This window comes from Dermabacter sp. HMSC08H10, assembly GCF_001807585.1.
Lineage (GTDB): Bacteria > Actinomycetota > Actinomycetes > Actinomycetales > Dermabacteraceae > Dermabacter > Dermabacter hominis.
In genome coordinates this window covers 328,973-353,548 of the sequence record NZ_KV789424.1, presented here as the reverse complement: position 1 = coordinate 353,548, position 24,576 = coordinate 328,973, and the positions used below count along the sequence as shown (strand labels likewise).

Genomic DNA, 24,576 nt, shown 5'->3' with positions numbered 1-24,576 from the left:
GCCTTTCTTACACTGAGCGCATGACAGCACACACGAACGCCCCCAGCTCCCTTCCACGGGAACGCAAACGCTGGATCACGGCCATTTTTTGGATCAATCTCGCGTGCCAAATCGGCATTATCGCGACCGGGGGCATCGTGCGTCTCACGAAGTCCGGGCTCGGGTGTTCGTCGTGGCCGCACTGCGAGCCGGGTGAGTTCACTCCTCGTTATCACCCTGAATCCGGGCTGCGCCCCTTCATCGAATTTGGCAACCGTGCCCTCACGCTCGTTCTGCTCGTGTTCGCAATCCTCGTGCTCGTGGCGACTTACAAGCATCTGCGGACCAAAGGCAAGGGGTTTGTGCGCCTTTCCTGGGTCCCGCTCATCCTTACCGTGTTCCAGGCAGTGTGGGGCATGCTTGTCGTGTATTTGCACTTGCACCCGTTCTTCGTGTCGGTGCACTTCATCGTCTCGCCAATCCTCGTGGCGTCCTCCGCGGTACTGGTGTACCGGCTTTATGAAGGCAATGGTTCCGCGAGGCTTGCCGTGAACCGCGGAGCACAGTTCGTGTATTGGCCGCTCGCTGCCGTCGGATTTATCGTGCTGATTCTCGGCACCCTCACGACCGGTTCGGGCCCCCACTCCGGTGACGCCAATACTCCACAGCGTTTCCCTTTTAACCCCGCGAAAATTGCGTGGCTCCACGCCGACTTCGTGTGGCTGTTCTGCGGTCTCCTGCTTGGCGTGGCAATCGTCCTGATGGTGACAAAAGCTCACGCCCGATCAAAGAGGGCCCTTGTCGCGCTCACGATCGTCACGCTCCTCCAGGCCGTGATTGGTTATATCCAGTACTTCACCGGACTCCCCGAAGCTCTCGTGGGACTCCACATGCTCGGAGCCGCGCTCCTTTCGGCGAGTATCGCTTGGCTCGGCGCCAGCCTGTTCACGTGGTACCCCCTCGGTGAAGGCACAGCCCCGGACGACTACTCGAAGGATGCCCAGTCATGAGGGGCTTTCGCACTCACCGCTACCCCACCCCCGAACAGATTCGCCCCGCCGGCGAGTTCGTTGCGGGCGTGCTCTCCTCGCTTCGTCGAACCGTGTCCGTAGGCGACAACCTTCTCGAGATTGATGCCGAAGTCCACCGCATGATTCGCGAAGCTGGCGCCACATCGTGCTACCTCGACTATCACCCGAGTTTCGGCGCTTCGCCGTTCGGGAAAGTCATTTGTCTGAGCGTGAACAACGCGGTGCTTCACGGCCGCCCCTACGATCGCACCTTGGAGAGCGGGGACCTGCTTTCCATGGACTTCGCGATCGAGCTCGAGGGCTGGGTTGCTGACTCTTCACTCTCGATTGTCGTGGGCGAGCAGCGAGAGGATCACCTGAAACTTATTCGCGATACAGAAAGCGTCATGTGGGCAGGTATTGGTGCTGCCCGGGCGGGCAATACAGTCGGCGATATCGGCCACGCGGTTGAGACCCGGGCCGCGGAGCTGGGTTACACGATTAATCACGAGTTTGGCGGCCACGGCGTTGGCCGTACCATGCACGAAGCGCCGTTCGTGCCGAATTTCGGTGCCCCGGGCTCAGGCCAGAAACTCCGCGAGGGAATGGCAATCACGGTCGAACCGTTTTTGACGCCGACGACCGACGTCATGACCATCACCGAGCGTGATGGCTGGACCGTCGAATCGGGCGACGGCTCAACAGGGGCCCACGCCGAACACACCCTCATCGTGACAAAGGGTGAGCCGATCATCGTCACGGCGCGCTCCGACGACCCAGCCTAATCGAGTCCCCTAGAATCTGCGCCGAGTAGACCGTCCGCAGGGGCTCTGGCGCGACGCGGAAGAAGAGTTCACCGTATTGTTACGATTTTGTAACGCCCTCGTCGCTCTTCGCCTACGTAAAAATATACGCGGATAGTAGTATCCCTAGCGGCCCAAGCCGATGAGCGGACGCAGATCCACCGTCTCCACTCCTGCGTTCCCTGGCAACCGATGCACAGGTTGAGTGCAGTGGCGGTAACCGTGACGAACAGAAAAGAGAATCCCTATGACCTTCACCCGTAAGAAGCTTGGGCCGGTGATCGGCCTTGGTCTTTCTTTGTCGCTATTAGCCGCATGTTCGGGCGGAAGCGCGGCCAACCACGCCGCCTCGCGGCCTTCCCCGAGTATGTCGACGTCTGCCGACTCCTCTTCGAGCGCGTCGACGTCACCGAATGGCACAAGCGACAACCAAGCGGGCTCTGGCGCTGCGGCAACCGAATCGACGCAGTCAGGAGAAGACGACGAGGACCACTCAAACGAATCTCTCGCCCAGCGGTGGGCGAGGAAGAAAAACCGTTCTTTCGGTCAGGATGCCAGCCGCATCGGTGAATCGGGCAACAGCGGCGTAGACAACAACTCCGAACTGAACGCCGGCAAAGCCCCCACGGATGGCCGCGGCAACGACAACAAGTCCGGTTTTGAGATCACCCCGGAGACCGCACTCGCTCGCAGCGAATCGGATACGCCCATTCCGCCCGCGAAAACCCCCGACCAGAACTCCACTCCGGTCGAGGACAATCCCGCCTCGAAACCGGCGGCACCGAAGCCGGCTCAAGACAACACTGGCGGCGAGAAGAACGGGACGATCGTCGCGGCTCCCGAGCCGAATAAGCCAGGCGATCACCGCGGCGATTCGGGTAAGCCTGGTAGGAAGCCAGGTAAGTCTGACGGCACCTCTCAGCCGGAGCGCCCGAGTAACCCGAGCAAGCCGAATAAGCCAAAGAAGACCGTCACTATCGCAGCCTTTGACGAAGAAGGCTACAACGCCGCGCTCAAGGATTGGAACAACAATCTCCAGTCAGCTCGCAACGCGTCCGCTCGCGCTAACACCGAGCTCGATAGGGCGCGCCGTGAGGCAGAATCCTCGCGTGCAAAGGCCGAAGAATCGAGGGCTGCCTACGAACGCGAGAAGGCGAAACTCGATGAGCTGATCGCGGCAATGCCGGGTGACGGCGATCTTGCAGCAAAGCGCGATCTCGCCGCTAAGCTCAAGGTTGAGGCTGAGAAGGCTGCCGCCGACGTCGAGGCTGCTGACGCAAAGCTCGCCGCGGCTCAGAAGGCTAAGCAGGATGCTGATCGGAAGCTTGGCGACGCCACGAAGCAGCTTGCGGCGCTTTCGGGCGAGCGGGAGCAGCTCGAACAGGGCAGCTCAGTTCTGTACTCGGCGCTCGATGAGCAAAATCAGCTTCGCGCCCTCTCGGATGCTGTCGCCGAACGCATCAATGCGTACCGTGTGAAGAACGGTTTGAACGAGCTCGTTTACGCGCCCGTGTTCAACGATGAGGCTGCCAAGTGGTCCACAAGCATGGCGACGAGCAAGGAGCTCAAGCACTCCAACAAGGACAAAACTGGCTACAGCGGCGAAAACGTCATTCAGGCGACGTGTGACCTGGATGCGTCCAGCGTCGATGAGTGCGCCGACGATCTGTTCAAGAAGTGGCACGATTCCGATGCCCACAACGCGAACATGCTGGACGAACGATTCTCTCACGCTGGTCTCGGCCTTGCGAAGAGCGATGACGGCCAGGTGTACGGCACCAACATGTTCTACATCAAGGAAGACGCGCGCCTCGCGAACTCCGACACCCGTGAGCCGAAGTCGAAGGCGATGCCTGAAAATCTCGAAGGCGAGTACGTGCCCGACGGCGCAATCGCTGCCACCGGCGGCTCGAAGCTCACCTACGAGGTCGACGATCGCAATACCACCGAATATGAGAAGTGGGAAGGCGGCAAGGAAGGCCTCGACTACACCAAGGGTGTGCAGCGCGGGGTGGATGAGCGCATCTCTTCACTGAGTGACGCTCCAAAGATCGAGGAGCTCAAGGATCTCGACTCCAAGATCGCTGACGCTCGGACCGAGGTCGACGAGGCGCAGGCCGAAGCCGATAAGAGCGCGAAGGAAGTCGCGGACGCCGAAGCCGCTAAGCAGGACGCTGAGCAGCGCAATACCGAGAGCACCGAGGCTTCGACGACCGCCGATCATGAACTCGCTGATGCGGAAGCTGCCGCTCCCGAAGCTGAGAAGGCACGTGCTGCGCAGCAGGCTAAGGTCGATAGGCAGACCGAGTCTGTGGGTAAAGCAGAGTCGAAAGCCGGCGCTGACAGCCAAGCCGCGTTGAAGGCTGAGAACGAACTCAAGGACGCTCAGGCTAAGGCCGATGAGGCAGCGAAGGCAGAGGCCGGCGTTGAGGCCGACAAGCCTACCGAGAAGGATTTCACCTCCTACCACGAGATCCCTGCGGAATGATCTAACGATTGCGCTTCCCGCACGGGATCCTTCGAAGGGGCCGCTTCATCACGAAGCGGCCCCTTTCGATACCCGTTTTACCCCTCCGCCGTCCTCACGATTGTGGAGACATCAGTGTAATCCTCGAAATCAGGAGCCTTGAGCGCCGCATTCTCCGGAGGAAGATTCGCTGTGCGAGAGGACTCTTCCCCACCGCCGTCACTAGCACCGCCGCCGTTCGAGCCGGCAGCATCGCTACTGGTCGAAGAGGCCGATGGAGTCGCGGCAAGCGTCGGACCGCCAGCAGACTCACCCCCACCACAGCCGACCAACCCCGCCGCCACCAACGCGACAACGCCGAAAACACCACAAGCCCGCGCTCGCCCGCTCAACATGCACTCCCCCGATCCGGTCCACTACCGCCCCACTCCCCCGAGCGAGGCCCATGTCACATAGCCAACCAGAACGCTACAGTCCGCGCAACAAGTGTCGCGCGGACTGTGGACAAGCGGAGCGTGTGCTCTTATTGGGCGAGCGAGCGAAGCACGTACTGGAGGATACCTCCGGCACGGAAGTAGTCGGCCTCGCCCGGGGTATCGATGCGCACGATCGCCTCGAACTCGATGGGCTCTGCACCTTCGCGTGTTGCGCGTACGGAGACGGTTTTCGGGGTGATGCCTTCGTTGAGAGCGCTCGCGCCAGAAATGGAGAAGGTTTCTTCGCCCGTGAGGTCGAGGCTTTCAGCCGACTCGCCAGCGGGGTACTGCAGCGGCAGCACGCCCATGCCAATCAGGTTTGAGCGGTGAATGCGCTCGTAGCTCTCGGCGATGACCGCGCGCACGCCCAGCAGCTTCGTGCCTTTGGCTGCCCAGTCGCGAGACGAGCCGGTGCCGTACTCCTTGCCGGCGAGGACGACGAGCGGGATTCCCGCTTCGGCGTAGTCCTGCGCGGCATCGTAAATGAAGCTCTGCTCACCGGTGAGGAAGTTCCTCGTGTATCCACCTTCGACGCCGTCGAGAAGAAGGTTTTTGAGACGGATGTTCGCGAAGGTGCCACGGATCATGACCTCGTGGTTGCCGCGGCGCGAGCCGTAGGAGTTGAAATCCTTGCGGTCCACGCCGTGCTCACGCAGGTACCGCCCGGCGGGCGAGTCGGCCTTGATGGCGCCGGCAGGCGAGATATGGTCGGTCGTCGTCGAGTCGCCAACCTTCACGAGTACGCGCGCACCTTCGATGTCACGAATGGCATCAAGCTCCATACTCATCCCCTCGAAGTACGGAGGTTTGCGCACGTAGGTCGAGTCTTCGCTCCACTCGAACGTGTCACCGTCGGGAGTGTCGAGGCCGCGCCAGCGTTCATCGCCGGCGAAGACATCGGAGTAGTCGTTTTCGAACATCTCCTGCGTGATGTTCTCGGCGATCGTCCGCTCGACCTCGGTGGGGTTTGGCCAGATGTCTCGCAAAAAGACCTCGTTGCCGTCGGCATCGCGCCCGAGCGGGTCGGTGTCGAAGTCGAAGTCCATGGTGCCCGCGAGGGCGTAGGCGATGACAAGGGGCGGCGAGGCCAGGTAGTTCATCTTGACGTCCGGGTTGATACGCCCCTCGAAGTTGCGGTTGCCCGACAGCACAGCGGTCACGGCAAGATCACCCTCGGCAATGGCTTCGGAGATCTCAGGGGCGAGGGGGCCGGAGTTGCCGATGCAGGTTGTACAGCCGTACCCGACGAGGTGGAAACCGAGTTTCTCGAGGAACGGCCATAGGCCGGCCTTCTCGTAGTAGTCGGTGACGACCTTCGAGCCTGGCGCCATGGAGGTCTTCACCCAGGGCTTTACTTCGAGGCCGCGCTCAGTCGCGTTCTTCGCCAGCAACCCTGCGGCCATCATAACCGATGGGTTCGAGGTGTTAGTGCACGACGTGATCGAGGCGATCGAGACGATGCCGTGGTCGATCGTGTAATCAGCTCCCTTGACCGCTGTGGGGTTCGAGGTGTTCTCGGCATAGGCCGGCAGGGATTTCGCGAAGCTTTCTTTGGCGTCGGTGAGCACGATGCGGTCCTGCGGGCGCTTTGGTCCGGCGATCGAGGGGACGACGGTCGCAAGGTCAAGCTCGAGGTACTCGGAGTACTCCGCTTCCCGCTTCGGGTCATGCCAAAGCCCCTGACGTTTTGCGTAGGCCTCGACGAGGGCGACGTGTTCGTCGTCGCGACCCGTGAGGCGAAGGTAGTCCAGTGTCACGTCGTCGATCGGGAAAATAGCGGCGGTCGAGCCGAACTCGGGGCTCATGTTCCCGATCGTGGCGCGGTTGGCGAGGGGAACCTGCGCGACACCTTCGCCGTAGAACTCCACGAACTTGCCGACGACACCGTGCGCACGCAGCATTTCGGTGATGGTGAGAACCACGTCGGTAGCGGTGGCCGCGGGCGGAATCTCTCCCGTGAGCTTGAAGCCGACGACTCGCGGGATAAGCATCGAGACGGGTTGGCCGAGCATCGCTGCTTCTGCTTCGATGCCACCAACACCCCAGCCGAGCACGCCGAGGCCGTTGACCATGGTCGTGTGGGAATCAGTGCCCACGCACGAATCGGGATAGGCGCGCAAGGCGCCGTCGACTTCGCGGGTCATAACGGTCCGGGCGAGGTACTCGATGTTGACCTGGTGGACGATGCCCGTGCCCGGCGGGACAACCTTGAAGTCATCGAAGGCGCCCTGGCCCCAACGAAGGAACTGGTAGCGTTCGCGGTTGCGTTCAAACTCGAGGTTCATATTGAGCTCGAGTGCATCGACGCGGCCGGCGACGTCGATCATGACGGAGTGGTCGATCACCATTTCCGCAGGGGCGAGCGGATTGATTTTCGAGGGGTCTCCGCCGAGCTCACTCATGGCTTCGCGCATTGTTGCCAGGTCGACGATGCACGGCACGCCGGTGAAGTCTTGCATGATGACGCGCGCCGGCGTGAATTGGATTTCTTCGCTCGGCTCAGCGTTCGGGTCCCAGCCGGCGAGGGCCTGGACGTGCGCCGCAGTGATGTTTTCGCCGTCCTCGGTGCGCAGGAGGTTTTCGAGCAGCACTTTCAAACTGTAGGGAAGCCGACGGTAACCTTCGACGGCATCGAGGGCATAAATCTCGTATTCGCGCGCATTGACGGTCAGGGATGTCTTGGCACCGAATGAATTCACCGTGCTCATGGGGTCTCCAATCGATAGTGGGGTCGATCGTTATCAGAATTATCGCGCGGCTCGTTCGAGCTTCACGACGCATTCCATGTGGTGGGTGTGGGGGTAGAGGTCGAAGACCTGGAAGTCAGTGATGGCCCACCCTTCGTGCTCGGCAACGCGCAGGTCACGGGCGAGGGTCGAGGGTTCGCACGACACGTACACCATGCGCGTTCGCGTGAGCTCGGCGAGGCGTGCCATCGCGGCTTCGCCGACGCCTGCGCGCGGCGGATCCATGACGACGCGGTCGGCACCCTCGGTGGAGCGAGCGAGGAAGTCGCGAACGTCAGCACTCACGGTCCTGGCCTGGGGGTATGCGGCAAGGTTGGAAGCGGCGTCAGCGCTCGCTCGCTCCGCGCCTTCGACGCTCACGAGTTCGCCTTCAGCTCCAACCGCGCGGGCGGCAGGGACGGAGAAGAGGCCCGCCCCGGCGTATAGATCCCAGACGCACTCGCCTTCGCGGGCGTCGAGGGCCTGTCCGACGGCGGCTGTGAGGAGGCGAGGCGCATCGACATGCACCTGCCAGAAACCACCGGCGTAGAGCGTGAAAGTGTCGTCGCCGACTATTTCGCGAACGGTGTCGTCGCCTCGAAGCGTGGTCGTGGCCGCGCGGGTGGTGAGCAGAACACTCGCCTTGTCGCAGCCTGCGGGGAGGTTAAGCTCCTCGAGACTCAACTCTTTTTCGGCGCGCACAATGATCGCGGGGCTGCTTCCGCTCGGGGCTGCGACATCGACTGCTACGACCCCGCTCGGGGCCTTCCATACCCCGATGCCGAGGCCCTGGATGACGGGGTGGGCAAGCGGGTTGGAGCCGACTGCGTGAATGTCATGGGAGCGCCATCCGCGCATGCCCACCTTGCCGTTGTCGACGGCAAACCGAACGCGGGAGCGCCAGCCGAGGCCCGTGTGGTCGTCACGCGCGGGTTCGATCTGAATGTCTTCGATCGGGTAGCTGGTGATTCGCGCGCGAGTCATAAGTTCCTGAAGAACTTCGGTTTTGATGCGCCGCTGGGCTTCGATACGGATGTGGGCGTAGTCGGCCCCACCGATCCCTTCGTAACCGGATTCAGGCCATGCGCTCGGTACTCGGTCAGGGCCGGCCTCGATCACGTCGATTGTTTCGGCACGCCAAAAGCGCGCATTCGAGCTCGACTCGGGAAGGAGCTCAGCGACGACCGTTTCTCCGGGGCAAGCGCCGCGAACGAAAACAACGCGGCCGTCGTGCCGGGCGACGAACGTTCCTCCATGCGCGGGCTTGTCGACCGTCACCGTGATGAGCCGCCCCTCCCCTGCGAGCTCCTGGACTTCTTCGGGACGCTCAGACGCAGGATGGGTCATGGGGTGCACTCCTTGACGACAGTGGTCGGGATGGTCACGATCTATGCGCTGTGCTCGGGATCGTTGAGATCCCAGGGGACCGGGCAAATAGACACACGCTCGTACTTATCGAGCCGCGTCGTCACTCGCCTGAGCACGTGATTGTGCATGATCGACTCCCACCAGTGTCCCACGAGATATTCCGGAATGTAGACAACGACAGCGTCGCGCGGATAGGTGCGTGTAAAAGATCGCACGTAATCGTCGAGAGGCGCGAGCAGATCACGATATGGCGAGTTAATGACGCGAAGCGGGATGGGAATTTCGCGCCGGAGCCATTCAGAGCTGAGCTTGTCGATCGCCGAGTCGTTGGTTCTCACCGCGACAGCTTGGAGACTCAGGTGCGGCGAGCTCATCGCCTTCTTAATGGCATGAACCGCTGGCCTGTTGAGCTGCGTGAGGAGCACGATTCCGCGCGTGGGGTCCTTGCCATCGAGGGGTGCGGGTGCGGCGATAGGCCAGCGGCCGCAGTCGTCGTTTTTTTCGAGAGCGAGGCGCGAGGAGATCCGTGCGTAGTAACGACTCACGATCGTCATCACGCCCCACATGAGGGCGACGGCACTGAGCGTGACCCAGGCTCCGAGGAGGAAGTTTGCGGTCGCGACGGTAAGCAGCACCACAGTCAGGCACACGGCAGCAACGATGCTCACGACGCGTTTACGGCCGTAGCGCTGGCGTTCCTTGAGCCGTACCGCGAGGCGGTATTTCTTCGTGTAGTGACGGAACATGCCGAACTGGCCGATCGTGAAGGTGGTAAACACACCCACGACGTACATGTGAATCAGCAGCGTGATGTTGGCTCCGGTCGCGAGAACGACAACGCCCGCGAGTGCTGCGAGAAGCAAAATACCGTTGGAGTATACGAGCCTGTCGCCCCGTGCGGCAAAGACGCGAGGGACATACCCGGTGCGCGCGAGAGCAGCCGTCAGAACGGGGAGACCCGTGAACGCAGTGTTCGCAGCGATGCAGAGCACGAGAGTTGCCATCGCGAGCATTGCAATGGCCATGATCGACCCTGGCCCGAAGATCGCTTCGGCGATCTGCCCGAGGACCGGGATCGCTTCACTCACGCGAGCCCCGCCCGCTTGGCGAGGAGAAAGGGATACCCCGGTGGCACTGGCAAGGACCATCACCCCGACGAAAAGTGTCGCCGTGAGCGCACCGGAGATGACGAGAGTGATCCGCGCGTTGCGAGCCTTCGGTGGTTGAAAGACGGGCACGGTGTTGGTGATGGCTTTGATCCCTGACACGACGGGCAGACCGCTGGAGAAGGCTCGTGCGAGAACCAGGATTCCCCCGATTGCGGTGAGGGCAGCCGGCGCACCCTCCCCCGGTTCTGGGATGCTCCCGGCCTGCGGCGACATGCCGAGAGTTCCACGCACCGCTTCAATTCCGCCCCACATGAGCGTCACAGCTATGAGGCCGATGAAGCCGTACACGGGCAGACTTACGAAACGCGCTGACTCCCGCGCTCCTCGGAGGTTCACGAGAGCGAGGAGCGCAACGATCGCGATCGCAATGCCGGTTTGGAAAGGGGCGAGGGCGCTCATGGCACCGCCGATGTACGCGCCGGCCTGCGAGGTGGCGACAGCGACCGTGAGCACATAGTCGGTCACGAGTGCGGCGCCAGCGAGACGCCCCGCGTGGGGTCCAAGGGTTGTGCGAGCAACAACAAAGTCGCTGCCACCGCCCGGAAACTCCTCGATCACATTGAGGTGGGCCGTCACCACGATGGCCATAACGGCAACAACGGCGAGAGCTACCCACGGGCTTAGTGCGAGAAGGCCGACGCCTGACAAGCCGAGCGTGAGGATGATTTCGTCTGGTGCGTACGCGAGTGCGCTGACGGTATCGGCGGCGAAGGAGGGGATTGCAAAGCGTTTGGGAAGGCGCTGGCGCGCAAGGCGATCGGAACTGAACGGACGCCCGATGACGATGCGTTTGACAGAAGCAAAGGGGCCAAGCACACGAATAATCTACTCCGCGCCCACGTCAGACGCACATCCGCACCCCTTGCACACATCCCTTCGCCGATGTGCGCGCTAGGCTGGACGATGCACGGGCACTACCCGTCACGCTCTAGACATCCGCATCTGCGCGAGGATCACTCAATGCATATCGTCATCATGGGCTGCGGCCGCGTCGGCGCCACGCTCGCCACGAAGCTCCAGGCAATTGGGCATTCGGTCGCGATCATTGACCGCAACGACAAGGCCTTCCGTATGCTCCCCGATGATTTCACGGGCCTCAAAGTCCACGGAATTGGTTTCGATCGCCGCTCCCTCGAACGCGCGCGATGCGACGAAGCAGTCGCGTTCGCCGCCGTTGCGGGCGGGGACAACTCGAACATTATCGCGGCACGTGCAGCGAGACAGCTGTACGGGATCCGCAACGTTGTCGCTCGCATCTACGACCCCAAACGCGCCGAGGTCTACGAACGCCTTGGCATCGCGACGGTGCCCACGGCCCGCTGGACGACGAACCAGATGCTCACGCGACTCATCCCCGGGCAGTCAGCTCGCGAATTTCAAGACATCTCCGGGAACGTGTCGATTCTTGCGTGCGATTTCCACTCAAGTTGGGTAGGCACGACCCTTGCAGACCTCGAGGAGCTGACCGCTTCGCGCGTCGCGTTCGTCACCCGATACGGCGAGGGAACCCTGCCCGCTCGCGACTACCGCATCCAGGAAGAGGACATCGTTCACCTCGCACTCGAAACGACCCGCGAGGGTGAAGTCACCGCGCTTCTCACCCACCGATTCGAGGAGGAAGCCGAATGAAAATCGTCATCGTAGGCGCAGGAAGCGTCGGTCGGAGTATCGCGCGCGAGCTCATCGATAAAGGCCGCACCGTTACCCTGGTCGACCTTGAAGAGGCACGGCCCGGCCTCGAGGACGTCTCGTGGGTACAGGGCGATGCCGCTGAGCTCGATGTCCTCGAGCGTGCGCAGCTCGCCGAGGCGGACGTCGTCGTTGCAGCGACGGGCGATGACAAGGTCAACCTCGTCGTCTCGCTTCTCGCCAAGACAGAGTTCGGGGTTCCCCGCACCGTCGGTCGCGTCAACCACCCTCGCAACGAGTGGATGTTCGACGACGCCTGGGGCGTTGACGTTGCGGTCTCGACCCCGCGCATCATGACGTCCCTCGTTGAGGAAGCCGTGAGCGTCGGCACCGTTGTCACCATGTTTTCGTTCGCAAAGTCCGAGACGGACATGGTCGAAATTACGGTTCCGGAAACCTCCCCGATCGTCGGCAAGGACATCGGCGACGTCACGTGGCCATCAAGCGCGACGCTCGTGGGCGTCGTACGCGAGGGGCATCCGCGCCCCCCGGCGCAGTCCGAAGCCCTTGAGCCGCGCGATGAACTCCTCTTTCTCGCACACCGCTCGTGCCTGACCACGCTCCAGCACACGGTCGTCCCCCGCGATCTTGAAGAAACCACCGCAGCGCTTCCAGTCGTTCGCGACGCGGATGAGGACGACGACTAGACGCCGCGCGGATGAGCCACGAGCCCGGCGCTCGCAGGCTTCACGCGCTCGGCGCAGAAGGGTGTGAGGCGCGGGAGGCGTCGGATTCCATACGCCCCACGAGCGCTCGGTGCTGCAGAAAAACCGCGTAGGTCACGAGCACAAACGCGGGTATTCCCATGAGCAGTTTGGCTACGCCGAGCGCGTCCGTCGCTCCCGCGAAATACAGCGGGGCCTGCACCGCGACCTTGAGCACGAAAAGTCCTGCAAAAAGGAGCGTGGAAGAGGTGTAGGTGTGCATGCCCGCTTTTGACGATCGCCACTGGGCCACGCGCGGGTCAACGATCGCTGCGACATAGCCCACGGCGGGATGTCTCACGAGCACAGAGAGCAGAAGTCCGATGGCGTACACGGCGTTCGTGACAAGGCCCGGCACATAAAAGCCGCTTCCGTTGCCGCTTTTAATGGCGATGAACGCCCCAAGAGCCACCCCAATTGCGCCGCTTATCGCCGGCGTGACCTGGCTTTTCGTGACAATCCGCCAGATGAGGGCAATAGCCACAACGGCAAGCGAGGCGGCGCTTGCGATGACGACGTTGCGAGTGAGCAAGAACAGGATGACGAAAAGGAGAGTCGGCACGACCGACTCGACTAGCCCGCGCACACCGCCGATCGCGTCCACGACGCTGTATTCCTTGGAGGAAAAACTCGCCTTGAGGCCGGTTGCGGGTGGCTCGGGAGCAGAAGAAGGAGAGGTCACTGGCCGTCGTCCTTTACACCGTGGATTGCGTAGCGCGGGTTGTACATGAGGCGTTTGCGGCCGCGAAGACCCACAAACCCCTCGACTTCGAGACGTGTCCCAGGCTCGATGCCTGCGATTGATTGCCGCCCGAGCCAGACGAGTGCGAGCCTTCCCGTGCCGTCGTGTAGCTCGACGTCGAGCTTCGGGTCGCGGCCGGCCGGCTGCACGACGATCGAGCTCACCGTGCCGAGGCAGCGGGCGCGGCGACGCGAGGTGATCGAACCAATCTCATCGCGATCCGCGAGGCCGTCATCCTCATCATCGGTGACCGCCGATGAGACGTTCAGAATTTCCTTCGCCTTCGCAAAGACGCTCACGCGCTACCTCACTTCGGCGATTGTGGGCCCCTGACCGAGCGGGTCGGTTTCATCCGGGAGCGCAGTCGCAGCACCTTCCCCAGGAATCGTCAACTCGAGTACCTCGCGGGGTGCCTTCGCCATCGAACCGCGAACGACGACGATTGAGCGAATGATGTCCTCGATCTCTTCGCGGATCGGTCCCGCCTGCAGTGCGGCACCGGAAATGACAGCGCGCAAGAACCAGCGGGGACCATCGATACCCACGAAACGCATGGGTCGGTGCGCGCGCGAGTTCGATCCCTTGACGGCGATCGGGATACGAGCGTAAAGCTCGGTGCCGAACGTCCCCTCGCGCGTTTCAGTTGTCCCGCCTTGCGACGCGATCGATTCGCGCAAGGACTTCCGGATCTCATCCCACAGCCCTTCGCTTTTGGGAGCCGCGAACGCATTGACCTGGACCTGGGAATCCCCGTAGGTCAGGGTGAGGCCCGTGACAGCCCTCGAGCGTTGCTCGACCTCAACGGCGATGCTCATACCCTCGCGTGCGGGGATCTGCAGCGATCCGAAATCGAGTCGCTCGTCGTCGGGCGCGTCCGCGATGTCGTAAGGTCCCTTCACCTCTTCTGGTTCAGGGGCGTGATCCTCAGAAGCCTGCACGTTTTCAGCGGGCGCAGCCTTCCTCTTTGAGCGTCCAAAAAGTCCCATGACTATGCCTCGTTTCCTGTGCTGACAGCGGTCGAAGAAAAGCCGCCGCTCGAGCCAAAACCTGCTTCGCCTCGCTCTGCTTCGTCGAGAGAATCCACGTCCACGATGCGCGGGCGCAGAATCGGGACGATCACGAGTTGCGCGATGCGATCACCGCGGGAAATGCGAAGAGTGTCGCTCCGGTCCGTGTTGAGAAGGGCAACCTTGAGTTCGCCACGGTAGCCCTCATCCACAATCCCGGGACCATTCACAATTGTGATGCCATGCTTTGCGGCGAGCCCCGAACGGGGGCACACAAGTCCGACGGTAGCCGACGGAAGCGCGATCCTCACTCCCGTGGGAATGAGAGCGCGTTCACCGGGGGCGAGCTCGTAGTCAATGGCACTCGCGAGATCAAGTCCCGCGTCGTCGGCGTGCGCTCGTGTGAGCGAGAGTTCTGGAGCGTCGCACACGGTCTGAAGTTCGACCGCCGACGCCGTGGATGCCGTGGCGTTTTCACTCATGTCTCAAGCCTATCCCCGCGCGGGTTCTTCTCGCTGATTCCTGGGTGCGTGGTGCGGCACGTATAGAGACGAGCCCAAGGCGCGACGCGTGTACGCCTCGAGGCATGTGAGACGATGGCAGCCATGACCTCCCTGTTTCATGAGCGCCTCCATCCCGGCCCATTTGTCGTGTGCATCGCGATTATCTTCGGTGTTTTGCTGGGGGCGATTCTTACTCCATTGAGCGAGATCGTCGGTATTGCCACCGCCATCACCCTCGGGGCTTTCTTTCCGGCGCTTCTCGTCGCCTCCTCGCCCGTGGTGGAGGTCCGCGCGGATGTGGTTGCCGCAGGCCCCGCGCGCATCGAGGTGGATGTTCTCGGTGAACCGCGCATCCTGAACAAAGCGGATTTCGAAAAAATTCTGGGGCCGGACATTCGCCCTCTTGATTTTCGAGTTGTACGCGGATGGATTTCGACCGGCGTTGAAGTACCGGTTATCGACCCCGACGACCCGACACCCGCACTCGTGTTATCGCTACGACGCCCCGAAGATTTTGCCTTGGCTCTCAAAACCGCGCAGAAAAAACGGGCGCACGAGGATTCTTCCTCGCACACCCGCTAAAGGTTCGCAGGGTTTCAGTCGCCCGAGCATTCTTTACAAATGATGAGCTTGCCCTCGACGTGATCGATCTGGCTGCGGTGCTTCACAAGGAAGCACGAGCCACACGTGAATTCGTCAACCTGACGAGGCAGCACGGTTACCGAGAGTTCCTCGTTGGAAAGGTCGGCACCGGGAAGTTCGAACCCCTCGGCAGCTTCGGCTTCGTCTTCGTCAACGGCAGGCGAGGCGTTATCGTTCCGGCGCCCCTTGAGTTCCTCAATCGAGTCCTCGCTCGAGTCGTCGTCCTTCTTGAATGGGGCGTCGTAATCGGTGGCCATGATTCTCTTTCACGGGGGTCTGGGGCGCTGGGGGTTTGGCGCCAAATGCGGAGTTGAGCAACGGCGGGAATTCTCCCAGGTTGGCTCTCACTTTGCAAGCTGTCCGAAGAAGATACCAGAGTTCCGCTCCTCGCGCCTCTATGGCCGCGATCGCTCTGACCTCGACGTGTCAGCAGTATTATTCGAGGCCGGCCCTTTAGTATTGGCAGCACGCGAGACCTCGACAGAGAAAGAAGGCCGTTTAATGCGCGAGCTCACACTCGGCGGATTGCACGAGAACTCCGATCACCTCATTCTGCTCGATGCTGAGGGCGAGCGGTACACGGTGCGCATTGATGAGGCTTTGCGCGCGGCGGTGCGCCGCGATGCCTCGTCCGTTGGCCTCATTCAGCAGTCCCATTCGTCCGCGCTGCGACCGAAAGACATCCAAGCCATGCTCAGGGGTGGCTCGACAGTCGAGTCGATCGCCGAGCTTGCGGACATGGATGTTGAGCATGTGAAGCGCTACGAGGGGCCCGTGCGAGCAGAACGCGATCACACGGCCCGTCGTGCTCAAGAATTCCGCACGTCCAAAGGCGGAACAGAAAAACTCATCGATGTTGTTGAGCCTCGCCTCCGTGCGCGAGGGGTTGAAGACGACATCGACTGGGACGCGTGGCGCCGAAGCGACGGTACCTGGACTCTCCAGCTCACCTTCGTCGCGGGTGGTCGCTCGCGCATCGCAACGTGGCAGGCCGATCTTCCGAACCGCGTCGTGACAGCCGAGGACAACGAGGCCCGCTGGCTTTCGGATTCCGAAGTGGCACCCGAGGCTCCCTCCGCGCGCCCCCGCTTCAAGGCGCAGCGCGCACACGTGTTCAACGTCGAAGAGGGCGAATCACCTCGTTCGGCCCAGACTCCTGCGACGACCACCCCCATTTCAGAGCGTGAGCTCGATGAGCTCAATGCGCGCCGCGGCACGCCGTCTGTCGACCACGGCCAGCAGGCACCCGTGTCACAGCCCGAGCCGCAGCTCGAGCACTCGACCGACGCCACAGAAACCTCGCCCTGGCAGAGCCTCGAGGAATACACGCCAGAAGAACCATCCGATCCGGCTCCTTCGGCCAGCGAGGAACCCGAACCTGTGAGCGAGGAACGCCCCGCCCCCGTGCGTATCGTGCCGATTACCGCGCGGCACCATGACCGCAAGGTTCACGCTGATTCTTTCGACACCGAGGAAGTCTCCTATGTCGAGGCTCCCGAGGATCTGAGCGAAGCTCCTGACCCCGCGCACGACCCCTCGGCCTCCGAAGAGGACCCTCGCGAAGACGAGACTCCCGAGGGCGAAGAGCCGGCCGAGGACGCCGCAGAAACCGCACCGGCCGCCGATGGCACCGAAGAGTCAGCCGAAGAAGGCGGAGACGAGGACTCTCAGCTCACACCACTTCCGGGCTTTGACGATGAGCCAAAGAAGCCAGCGAAGAAGCCCAAGCGCCAGCGCGCTTCGATTCCGTCATGGGATGACATCGTCTTCGGGCACAGGGACTGACACCTCCACCTCAAGACGCCACTCACACCTCGATTTGAAGGAACGGCACGAAAAGTTCGGCCTCGCTCAGCGAGCCGTGCACGCCGCGCTGCTCGAGAGAGGCCGCTGACACGAAGCCGGTGTGAGTGAATTGGTGGTGTCCCCGCGCAAAGATGAGGGCATCTCCGAGGCGTTCGTGCACCACCCGCGAATCGGCGAAACCCGGGTCGCCGAGCAGACCGCTCGAAAGCATCTGTTCGGCGTCGAGAACGAGGCCCCGCTCCCCTACCCAGTCGCGAAGATCGGCGAGGGGTGGGCTACCGTCGGAACTGTTGAACCGAACCATGAGTGCGCGCCCCTCCCCCGCGACGCCCGTGCACCGCGAAAGCGGAGCGGGCGCCTGGGCGAGATCGGCAATGTGGTCAAAGTTGGCGGGGATCATGCCGTGATCAGCGGTGATACTCACCCGGGTCCGTGGAGGAAGCGCACGCATGAGCGTGCCGAGGAACCTATCCGTATCCTCGAGAGCGTCGAGCCACGCGGTTGAGCCTGGCCCATAGCGATGCCCAGCCTTGTCGATTTCAGGAGCGTGAAGATAGCACGCACCGTTATCGCCCACGTGAGCGAGTGCCTTTCGCAGGGCACCGATCCGGCCTCCGGGTGAGGAGTAGCCGAAGAAGTCCCAGTGTTCGGCGGGCTGGAGCATTCCCGTGAGGAAGCTCGTGCGGTAGCGTGCGGGCCCCACGTGCGCGACCCGCCGCTGCTGGCGCTGCTCGGAAATATCCACGCGAATCCACTCGCGCGGCCCAAGGTCCTTAGCACCCGTAAGATTGTTGACTCGGGAGCCGCTCGCCGTAAGCCCTTCATAGCCGAGGATGCCGTGGCTGAGCGGCGCGAGCCCCGTGAAGAGTGAGGCGAGCACGCTCGTCGTGGTCGCGGGCGCGATGGTCGTCTCTCGTTCGATCTCCCTCGCGTGGGCACGGAAAAACCGAGCGTGTGCCCTCGCACGCTCAAGCGCCTCAAAGCCTAGGCCGTCGACGAGGATCAAGAGGTCGCGCCCTGAACCGTCCTCGAGCGCGTCACGCCACTTTCGCACGAGGCGGGGCGTGCCCTCGCGCCAATCGACGGGGGCGGTCATTGCGTAGCGTCGTAGAGAGAATCGAAAAACGCGAGTGCGTCGGCGATGGCCTGCTCGCCGTCGGCGAGTGCGCTCACCCTCAGCACGAGGTCGGCCTCGCGACTCTCACCCGTGTAGCCGTGGTCGGCGCTGCATTGGGGGTCATCGCACCATGCGGGCTGCACATCGAGCCTGCGGTTCGCGCCCCAACTGAGGCCGAGCGTCACCTCTGCTTCGCGCGGTGCGATCGCGGTTCCGTCAGTGTCGTACGCCTGGGCAAGCGCGAGATTGCCCACGCGAGCAAGTTTCACGCGTTCGGTCGACACAATGACCTGGGTGGGATTGAGTGCATCCGCGCTCTCATCGTCGAGATGCACGATGAGCAAATGGTCGTCCGTGAGCGCGAGGATCGTGAGGTGACGTCGCACTTCCGGCCCGTCGAATGTGGTCTCGGGCCTCACGAGATAGCTGCGGATTCGGGCATCGCGCACCGCACGCTCAAGAGCGGCGCGGGCCGTGTCGGGAAAATATCCGGCAAGCTCAAGTTCCGTGAGAAGTGTCGGTGGAAGGCTCATGGTTCCAGTGTAGTGAGGTCAGGCGTGCTCAGGTGGCGTGGTCCGACGGTTGCCTCGCATCCGCTGATCTCTATCCCACGGGCATTCACTCGCACTGGGCTCAGAGTGAGCGACGTGAGGTCTTCAAGCTCGAGGAATGCAGAAGCGAGAGTATCGATGGCGCTCGTGAGAAGCGCGCGGCCATGCGAACCACGTGGAGCGGCGGCATCAAGCACGCTCACCGCGACAAGTTCCTCGAGCATGGCCTCCGCTGTGCCGCCGTGAAGCGGTAAGCGCGCATAGGACGCATCGCCAAAGACCTCGTAGGCGATTCCGGTGAGTGCGAGAGAGAGGATCGGTCCGAGGGCTTCATCCCGGTCGAGCCGAATACGAAGCTCGCACTCGTGCTCGCGAGCCCTGCGCACATCGTTATACGGGAGGTTGAGAGCGCTGAGGAGGGCTCGTGGAAATTGGGATGACGCAAGGGCCGTGCGCGCGTCATCGAGTTGAGCGGCGGTCAGGGTTCGAGGAGCGTGCGCAGAGGGGCGCCTGTGTGCACGCGTGTGCGCAGCCCGCAGCGACGTGGCCAGAGCCTCGCTTGCACGGGATGCAGTGGCGAATACCGGCGGCAGGTTCGGGTTTTCGCGAAGCGCGGACCTGAGCACGCGAACGCGGGGCTCATCGCTCACGACGACCATGAGCACCTGGACGGCGGAGCCGGAGGCGAGGGTCGCGAGAGCCTCGGCGAGATGGATGAGATCCACGCGCTGAGTGTCCAGAATCGCGGCGATAACGCAGTCCACTCCCCCGGGCGCGGCCATCGCCGTGAAGGCGCGCGAAACGAACCGGTCGTCGCCGACGATCGGCACGCGGAAGTTCTCACTTCGCACGTCGAGTCCAGCCTCGTGCGCGGCGGCGCGCAAGGTCGCACCAAGCGCACTCGAATTCGAGAGAAGGCCCACGCGAGTGCCGTGCGCGCGCCCCTCGCGGGATAGCAGAGCAAGGGTATCGAGGAGGTGGTCGACACTCTGGGTGCGCAAGGCTCCGGCACGGTCGAGGATCTGATTAATCGCGTCATCGGGAAGCGTCGAGGACTGACGCGCGGTGTCGGCGGGCCCTCGCTCAGGTTCGTTCGGCGGGCGCACGATGAGCACGGGCACGCGCGCCGAAAGGGCCTCTATGTGGGAGATGAGGCGCGCTGGGTCGCCGAGGGACTCGAGCGAGAGTGCGACGAGCTCGATGTCCTCATCCTCGCGCCAGCGTTCAAGAGCGTCCGTCAGGGATAGGTCTGCGCGATTTCCCGCGGAAAGAAATTCCTTCACCCGCAAGCCACGTGAATCAGCCCCCGCGAGGATCATCGCGCTGAGCGCCGTTGACTGCCCCGCCATCGCGATCGTTCCACGTTCCGAGGTTCGTGGAGACAAAGATACGTTGAGGGGGTTCTCCCCCGTTCTAAAGAAGCCGAGGGACGAGGGGCCCAGAATGCGGATTCCGTGCTTTCGAGCAGCGTGCACGAGCGCTTCTTGCGCGGCATAGCCTTCATCGCCCGCGTCGGCAAAACCTGCGCTCACCACGACCGCTGCCTTCACGCCGCGGTCCGCGAGATCATCTATGGCCGAGATACAACGGTCGGGCCGGAGGGCGAGGACAGCGAGGTCGACGGGGCCTGGCACATCGGCGATGCTTCCAAAACTCTTCAACCCGTTGATCTCGTAAGCCTCGGGATTCACGGGGAAAATAGTGCCGTTGAAACCGCTTGCGATAAGCCCGCGAATGATCTGCGCCCCTACTTGGTCGCGCCGTCGACTTGCCCCAACGACCATGATCGACGTCGCGTCAAACAACAGCGACATGGATGCGGCCTCGGCTCGACGTACGCGATCGCGGCGCGCCTCATCGGTGGCAGCCGTCGGAACCGCGCTCCATGAAAGGGCCACGGCCCCTTCTTCCGCCTCGCCACGCTCGAGAGCGAAACCCAAACGCTCGAGGACGCGGAACATCGCGTCGTTGTCAGCGAGGACATCTGCGGTGAAGGTCTCGACCCCAACCGAACGTGCGAGTTCGGTGAGGCGCTCGAGAAGTACTGTACCAAATCCCTGCCCCTGGAGATGGTCGGCCACGACGCACGCGAGGTCCGCAACCGTGGGAGCGGTCCGGGTGAAACGCGCGACGCCGACGATCTGTTCCCCCCGGAACGCACCGAGGGCGATGCGATCACGTCCATCGACGCGCGTGAGCCGCTTGAGCTCATCGCGGCTAAGCGACTGCTTCGACGTGAAAAACCGCTGATACCGCGTTCGCTGAGATAAAACGCCGTAAAAGGCCTCGAGTGCACGGGCATCCGCGGGCGTGAGAGGCCGAACGAGGATGCCCATGCCGTTTGCCGCGCATTCGTAGGAGGACCACCACTCGGGGTAGAGCCCACCGTGTGCGCGCCCTTTCGCACTTCGCCTTCCTCGTGCCATGTGACAATTCTACGTTCGCCGCCTGCGCCGTATGTGGGATTGACGCTGGCACAATGGTTTGCATGGCCTCACGTACCTCTACGCCCGCCCCGGAGCCGATCAAGGAAAACATCGTCGACATCGACGTCACGAGCGAGATGGAGACGTCCTTCCTTGAGTACGCGTATTCGGTGATCTACTCCCGCGCGCTCCCCGACGCCCGCGATGGCCTCAAGCCTGTTCAGCGCAGGATTCTCTACACGATGGACAACATGGGCCTTCGCCCCGATAAGGGGCACGTGAAGAGCCAGCGTGTGGTCGGCGATGTGATGGGTAAGCTCCACCCGCACGGTGACTCCGCGATCTACGACGCACTCGTGAGGCTCGCGCAAGACTTCAACATGCGCCTGCCCCTCGTGGATGGCCACGGCAACTTTGGCTCGCTCGACAACGGCCCCGCGGCCGCCCGCTACACCGAGGCGCGCATGGCTAAGGCCGCGCTCCTGATGACGGCCTCGCTCGACGAGGACGTCGTCACCATGGTGCCGAACTACGACAATCAGCTTCTCCAGCCGGAAGTCCTGCCCGCCCAATACCCGAACCTCCTCGTCAACGGCGCCGCGGGTATCGCGGTGGGCATGGCCACCAACATGGCGCCCCACAACCTCGTCGAGGTCATCGCGGCTGCGCGTCACCTCCTCGACAATCCAGAGGCCTCGCTCGAGGACCTTATGCGCTTCGTTCCCGGCCCCGATCTTCCAAGCGGTGGCCGCATCGTAGGGCTCGACGGTATCCGTGACGCCTACGAGACCGGCCGCGGAACTTTCAAGATGCGCGCGACCACCAAAGTCGAGAATGTCACGAGCCGCAAGAAGGCGATCGTCGTGACCGAACTGCCCTACCAGATCGGCCCGGAGAAAATCGCCGAAAAGCTCCGCGATGCAGTGCAGGCCAAGAAGGTCCAGGGCATTAGCGACTACCAGGACCTCTCCGACCGCAAGAACGGAATGCGGCTCGTGCTCACCCTCAAGAGCGGCTTCAATCCCGAGGCAGTCCTCCAGCAGCTGTACAAGCACACCCCCATGGAGGATTCCTTCGGCATTAACAATGTCGCGCTCGTGAACGGGCAACCCCGCACGCTCGGCCTCAAACCGCTCTTGCGCGTCTTCCTCGATCACCGCATCGACGTCGTGCGTCGCCGCACTGAGTTCCGTCTCGGCAAGCGGCGCGATCGTCTCCACCTCGTTGAGGGCCTCCTCATCGCGATCGTCGACATCGACGAGGTCATTCAGATCATTCGCTCCTCGGACACGGTCGAGAGTGCGCGCGAGCGCCTCATGGCCGTCTTCGACCTTTCGAGTGCACAGGCCGAATACATTCTCGAACTGCGTCTTCGCCGACTCACAAAGTTCTCGCGGCTCGAGCTCGAGTCAGAGCGCGACGAACTCGAACGCGAGATCGCAGAGCTGCTGGAAATTCTCTCCGAGGAGGCTGCGCTCCACCGCGTTGTGAGCGCAGAGCTTCAGGCCGTCGCCGAAGAGCATGGAACGCCGCGCCGAACGATCCTCCTCGAGGCCGATGCCGCGAAGGCCAAAGCCACGCCCGCGAGCCTCGAGATCGAAGACGCGCCGTGCGATGTCCTCCTGTCCGGAACCGGACTCGTTGCCAGGGTCCCGCGCATCGACGCCGTAAATGCCGATGCGCACACGCGCTCGCAACACGATGTCATCCGTGCACGCGTGAGCACAACGACACGCTCCGTGATTGGCGCCGTCACCGACCTCGGTCGTCTCCTCCACGTCGATGTCGTCGACCTTCCTGCGCTCGCACCTTCGGCTGGATCCTCGTCGATCGCGGGCGGAACACGCTTGACCGACCTCCTCTCGCTCGAGAAAGGTGAAACGGTCGTGGGCCTCGTGCGGCTCGACCTTCCCGAAGGTGAAACCGACAAAGGCGGCATCGCGCTCGGTACCGCGAACGGCGTCGTCAAGCGCGTCAACAGAGACTTCCCGAAGTCGGACGGTTTCGACATCTTGACGCTCAAGGGTGACGACCGTGTCGTGGGCGTCGTCGACATGCGCGACGATGCCGACATGGATCTGGCCTTTATCACCGCCCACGCTCACCTCCTCCACTTCCCCGCCTCGGGCGTGCGTCCCCAGGGACGCAGCGGCTCGGGCGTCGCCGGTATCAAGCTCGGCGAGGGCGACGCGGTCATCGGATTCGGCGCCTTCGATGTCACGAAACCCGGCGAAGTCGTGACCGTCGCGGGCTCCTCGAGCGCACTCGACGGAGTCCAATCAGGCTCGCTCAAGGTTTCCGCCGCCTCGGAATACCCGGCGAAGGGACGAGCGACAGGTGGCGTTCGCTGCCATCGCTTCCTGCGCGGCGAAGACGTGCTGATCTCCGCATGGATCGTCAATTCGCCCGCACTCGCATGTTCGGATGCCGGCGCTCCCATCGACCTTCCTTCGCCGATCGCCAGGCGAGACGGATCCGGCTCGCCCCTCACGCTCCCGATCGCCTCGGTAGGCTCCCTGTCATGACGCCACTAACCATTCCCGACGGCGTGACGCTCAGCGAGCGCGAGGGCGCCACCGTACTGAGCGCCCGCACTCACGCATGCGCCCTCGATCTCTCGCTGTCCGGCGGCCACGTGACGAGCTGGATCCCGAACGGTCATGACGAGACCCTGTGGCTCTCGCCCCTTGCGACGTTCACTCCCGGGCATCACACCCGCGGCGGAGTCCCGCTCATAGGCCCGTGGTTTGGCCGCGGAAACTCGGGCACCGAAGAGCCACAACACGGATGGTTCCGGCGTGCCCAGTGGAAGCTTGCAAGCGTTGAGGTCACCCCCGACGGCACCATCAACGTCTCCCTCGACCTCGCTGAGATCCGCAACTATCTCGGGTTCGAAGTAGAAGCGGCCAGGCTGCACGTCCGTGCGGGCGCGACACTCGAGCTCAGCCTGGACGTCACCGCAGGCGGCACACCCCTCGACCTTGAGGCGGCGTTCCACACGTATTTCCTCGTGAGCGACGTGCGCGAGGCAACCGTCGGAGGCCTCGAGAACGTTCCCTACACCGATGCTGCCCGCTCTCGCACCGCGGGCCTAGGCCCCTCGGTCCTCCGCTTCTGCGCCCCCACCGACCTGGTCTTCGAAGCAGCACCGCCGCTCGTGTTGACCGACCCCGGTGCCGCGCGTCGGATGGTCATCGACCAGCACGGCGCAAGCCGCACGGTCGTGTGGACGCCTTGGCAGGCGGACGTCGCCGCCACCGCCGACATTCCCGACAGCGAATGGACGCGATTCGTGTGCGTCGAAACTGCGGTGAGCGAAGGCGGAACTGTGCATCTCGCCCCAGGAACGACGCACACTCTCACGGCGCGCTATACCCTCGAGCACAGCTGA

Annotated in this window: 20 protein-coding genes; 9 read left to right on the top strand and 11 right to left on the bottom strand. The window is 63.0% G+C overall.

Annotation, left to right across the window (positions count from 1 at the left end; translation table 11 throughout):
• The first annotated feature begins 20 nt into the window (after positions 1-20).
• The 3 genes from HMPREF3176_RS04375 (at position 21) to HMPREF3176_RS04365 (ending at position 4,280) form a co-directional block, all read left to right on the top strand.
• Complete coding sequence (locus HMPREF3176_RS04375; protein WP_016664654.1) at positions 21-989, top strand: COX15/CtaA family protein; 969 nt, start codon at positions 21-23, stop codon at positions 987-989.
• Complete coding sequence (gene map / locus HMPREF3176_RS04370; protein WP_016664655.1) at positions 986-1,774, top strand: type I methionyl aminopeptidase; 789 nt, start codon at positions 986-988, stop codon at positions 1,772-1,774. The genes HMPREF3176_RS04375 and map overlap by 4 nt, the downstream gene beginning before the upstream one ends.
• 265 nt (positions 1,775-2,039) lie before the next feature.
• Positions 2,040-4,280, top strand: coding sequence for a CAP domain-containing protein (locus HMPREF3176_RS04365; protein ID WP_016664656.1), 2,241 nt, complete (start codon positions 2,040-2,042; stop codon positions 4,278-4,280).
• A gap of 502 nt (positions 4,281-4,782) precedes the next feature.
• Here the strand turns inward: HMPREF3176_RS04365 and acnA are convergent.
• The 3 genes from acnA to HMPREF3176_RS04350 are packed head-to-tail and all read right to left on the bottom strand — an operon-like array spanning position 4,783 to position 10,814.
• A complete protein-coding gene (gene acnA / locus HMPREF3176_RS04360) occupies positions 4,783-7,443 on the bottom strand; it encodes an aconitate hydratase AcnA (RefSeq protein WP_070458543.1) in 2,661 nt (886 codons plus the stop codon).
• A 39-nt stretch (positions 7,444-7,482) separates the two neighbouring features.
• Positions 7,483-8,808: a class I SAM-dependent RNA methyltransferase gene (locus tag HMPREF3176_RS04355; protein ID WP_070458540.1), complete on the bottom strand. Its 1,326-nt coding sequence runs from the start codon at positions 8,806-8,808 to the stop codon at positions 7,483-7,485.
• A 41-nt stretch (positions 8,809-8,849) separates the two neighbouring features.
• Positions 8,850-10,814 carry an APC family permease gene (locus HMPREF3176_RS04350; protein ID WP_070458537.1) on the bottom strand — a complete coding sequence of 655 codons (1,965 nt, stop codon included), beginning with the start codon at positions 10,812-10,814 and terminating at the stop codon, positions 8,850-8,852.
• A 144-nt stretch (positions 10,815-10,958) separates the two neighbouring features.
• Between HMPREF3176_RS04350 and HMPREF3176_RS04345 the strand changes: the two genes are divergently transcribed.
• Together HMPREF3176_RS04345 and HMPREF3176_RS04340 are read left to right on the top strand one after the other, a co-directional pair.
• A complete protein-coding gene (locus HMPREF3176_RS04345) occupies positions 10,959-11,627 on the top strand; it encodes a potassium channel family protein (protein ID WP_016664660.1) in 669 nt (222 codons plus the stop codon).
• Positions 11,624-12,334 carry a potassium channel family protein gene (locus HMPREF3176_RS04340; protein WP_034373330.1) on the top strand — a complete coding sequence of 237 codons (711 nt, stop codon included), beginning with the start codon at positions 11,624-11,626 and terminating at the stop codon, positions 12,332-12,334. Before HMPREF3176_RS04345 ends, HMPREF3176_RS04340 begins: the two co-directional genes overlap by 4 nt.
• Positions 12,335-12,374: 40 nt before the next feature.
• Here the strand turns inward: HMPREF3176_RS04340 and HMPREF3176_RS04335 are convergent, their stop codons facing one another.
• From HMPREF3176_RS04335 to dut, 4 genes are read right to left on the bottom strand one after another with little or no spacing between them, the layout of a single operon-like run.
• Positions 12,375-13,073, bottom strand: a complete 699-nt coding sequence (locus HMPREF3176_RS04335) for a DUF3159 domain-containing protein (protein ID WP_016664662.1) — start codon at positions 13,071-13,073, stop codon at positions 12,375-12,377.
• Positions 13,070-13,432 (bottom strand): OB-fold nucleic acid binding domain-containing protein, encoded by a 363-nt coding sequence (locus tag HMPREF3176_RS04330; protein ID WP_070436089.1) that lies wholly within the window; start codon positions 13,430-13,432, stop codon positions 13,070-13,072. The genes HMPREF3176_RS04335 and HMPREF3176_RS04330 overlap by 4 nt, the downstream gene beginning before the upstream one ends.
• Before the next feature lie 3 nt (positions 13,433-13,435).
• Positions 13,436-14,119 (bottom strand): DUF3710 domain-containing protein, encoded by a 684-nt coding sequence (locus tag HMPREF3176_RS04325; protein ID WP_034373338.1) that lies wholly within the window; start codon positions 14,117-14,119, stop codon positions 13,436-13,438.
• Positions 14,120-14,121: 2 nt separating this feature from the next.
• Positions 14,122-14,622, bottom strand: a complete 501-nt coding sequence (gene dut, locus HMPREF3176_RS04320; protein ID WP_034373341.1) for a dUTP diphosphatase — start codon at positions 14,620-14,622, stop codon at positions 14,122-14,124.
• Between the two features lie 114 nt (positions 14,623-14,736).
• On the opposite strand from dut, the gene HMPREF3176_RS04315 reads away from it, so the two are divergent.
• Positions 14,737-15,225 (top strand): DUF3093 domain-containing protein, encoded by a 489-nt coding sequence (locus HMPREF3176_RS04315; protein ID WP_070436090.1) that lies wholly within the window; start codon positions 14,737-14,739, stop codon positions 15,223-15,225.
• Between the two features lie 14 nt (positions 15,226-15,239).
• On the opposite strand, the gene HMPREF3176_RS04310 is transcribed toward HMPREF3176_RS04315, so the two are convergent.
• Positions 15,240-15,542: a DUF4193 domain-containing protein gene (locus HMPREF3176_RS04310; protein ID WP_016664667.1), complete on the bottom strand. Its 303-nt coding sequence runs from the start codon at positions 15,540-15,542 to the stop codon at positions 15,240-15,242.
• A gap of 244 nt (positions 15,543-15,786) precedes the next feature.
• On the opposite strand from HMPREF3176_RS04310, the gene sepH reads away from it, so the two are divergent.
• Entirely contained in the window at positions 15,787-17,070 is a 1,284-nt protein-coding gene (gene sepH, locus HMPREF3176_RS04305) for a septation protein SepH (RefSeq protein ID WP_070436091.1), read from the top strand.
• 22 nt (positions 17,071-17,092) lie between these two features.
• Here the strand turns inward: sepH and HMPREF3176_RS04300 are convergent, their stop codons facing one another.
• From HMPREF3176_RS04300 to HMPREF3176_RS04290, 3 genes are read right to left on the bottom strand one after another with little or no spacing between them, the layout of a single operon-like run.
• Positions 17,093-18,187, bottom strand: coding sequence for an alkaline phosphatase family protein (locus HMPREF3176_RS04300; protein ID WP_070436092.1), 1,095 nt, complete (start codon positions 18,185-18,187; stop codon positions 17,093-17,095).
• Positions 18,184-18,741 carry a DUF5998 family protein gene (locus HMPREF3176_RS04295; protein WP_016664670.1) on the bottom strand — a complete coding sequence of 186 codons (558 nt, stop codon included), beginning with the start codon at positions 18,739-18,741 and terminating at the stop codon, positions 18,184-18,186. The genes HMPREF3176_RS04300 and HMPREF3176_RS04295 overlap by 4 nt, the downstream gene beginning before the upstream one ends.
• Positions 18,738-21,185 carry a GNAT family N-acetyltransferase gene (locus HMPREF3176_RS04290; RefSeq protein WP_070436093.1) on the bottom strand — a complete coding sequence of 816 codons (2,448 nt, stop codon included), beginning with the start codon at positions 21,183-21,185 and terminating at the stop codon, positions 18,738-18,740. The genes HMPREF3176_RS04295 and HMPREF3176_RS04290 overlap by 4 nt, the downstream gene beginning before the upstream one ends.
• A gap of 62 nt (positions 21,186-21,247) precedes the next feature.
• On the opposite strand from HMPREF3176_RS04290, the gene HMPREF3176_RS04285 reads away from it, so the two are divergent.
• Together HMPREF3176_RS04285 and HMPREF3176_RS04280 are read left to right on the top strand one after the other, a co-directional pair.
• On the top strand, positions 21,248-23,710 hold the full coding sequence (locus HMPREF3176_RS04285; RefSeq protein ID WP_070458534.1) for a DNA gyrase/topoisomerase IV subunit A: 2,463 nt from the start codon (positions 21,248-21,250) through the stop codon (positions 23,708-23,710).
• Complete coding sequence (locus HMPREF3176_RS04280; RefSeq protein WP_070458532.1) at positions 23,707-24,576, top strand: D-hexose-6-phosphate mutarotase; 870 nt, start codon at positions 23,707-23,709, stop codon at positions 24,574-24,576. The genes HMPREF3176_RS04285 and HMPREF3176_RS04280 overlap by 4 nt, the downstream gene beginning before the upstream one ends.

Bases quoted from the DNA above. Each gene is read 5' to 3' on its own strand.
- HMPREF3176_RS04375 (WP_016664654.1), top strand. From the start codon at position 21: ATGACAGCACACACGAACGCCCCCAGCTCCCTTCCACGGGAACGCAAA.
- map (WP_016664655.1), top strand. From the start codon at position 986: ATGAGGGGCTTTCGCACTCACCGCTACCCCACCCCCGAACAGATTCGC.
- HMPREF3176_RS04365 (WP_016664656.1), top strand. From the start codon at position 2,040: ATGACCTTCACCCGTAAGAAGCTTGGGCCGGTGATCGGCCTTGGTCTT.
- acnA (WP_070458543.1), bottom strand. From the start codon at position 7,443: ATGAGCACGGTGAATTCATTCGGTGCCAAGACATCCCTGACCGTCAAT.
- HMPREF3176_RS04355 (WP_070458540.1), bottom strand. From the start codon at position 8,808: ATGACCCATCCTGCGTCTGAGCGTCCCGAAGAAGTCCAGGAGCTCGCA.
- HMPREF3176_RS04345 (WP_016664660.1), top strand. From the start codon at position 10,959: ATGCATATCGTCATCATGGGCTGCGGCCGCGTCGGCGCCACGCTCGCC.
- HMPREF3176_RS04340 (WP_034373330.1), top strand. From the start codon at position 11,624: ATGAAAATCGTCATCGTAGGCGCAGGAAGCGTCGGTCGGAGTATCGCG.
- HMPREF3176_RS04325 (WP_034373338.1), bottom strand. From the start codon at position 14,119: ATGGGACTTTTTGGACGCTCAAAGAGGAAGGCTGCGCCCGCTGAAAAC.
- dut (WP_034373341.1), bottom strand. From the start codon at position 14,622: ATGAGTGAAAACGCCACGGCATCCACGGCGTCGGCGGTCGAACTTCAG.
- HMPREF3176_RS04315 (WP_070436090.1), top strand. From the start codon at position 14,737: ATGGCAGCCATGACCTCCCTGTTTCATGAGCGCCTCCATCCCGGCCCA.
- HMPREF3176_RS04310 (WP_016664667.1), bottom strand. From the start codon at position 15,542: ATGGCCACCGATTACGACGCCCCATTCAAGAAGGACGACGACTCGAGC.
- sepH (WP_070436091.1), top strand. From the start codon at position 15,787: ATGCGCGAGCTCACACTCGGCGGATTGCACGAGAACTCCGATCACCTC.
- HMPREF3176_RS04300 (WP_070436092.1), bottom strand. From the start codon at position 18,187: ATGACCGCCCCCGTCGATTGGCGCGAGGGCACGCCCCGCCTCGTGCGA.
- HMPREF3176_RS04295 (WP_016664670.1), bottom strand. From the start codon at position 18,741: ATGAGCCTTCCACCGACACTTCTCACGGAACTTGAGCTTGCCGGATAT.
- HMPREF3176_RS04290 (WP_070436093.1), bottom strand. From the start codon at position 21,185: ATGGCACGAGGAAGGCGAAGTGCGAAAGGGCGCGCACACGGTGGGCTC.
- HMPREF3176_RS04285 (WP_070458534.1), top strand. From the start codon at position 21,248: ATGGCCTCACGTACCTCTACGCCCGCCCCGGAGCCGATCAAGGAAAAC.
- HMPREF3176_RS04280 (WP_070458532.1), top strand. From the start codon at position 23,707: ATGACGCCACTAACCATTCCCGACGGCGTGACGCTCAGCGAGCGCGAG.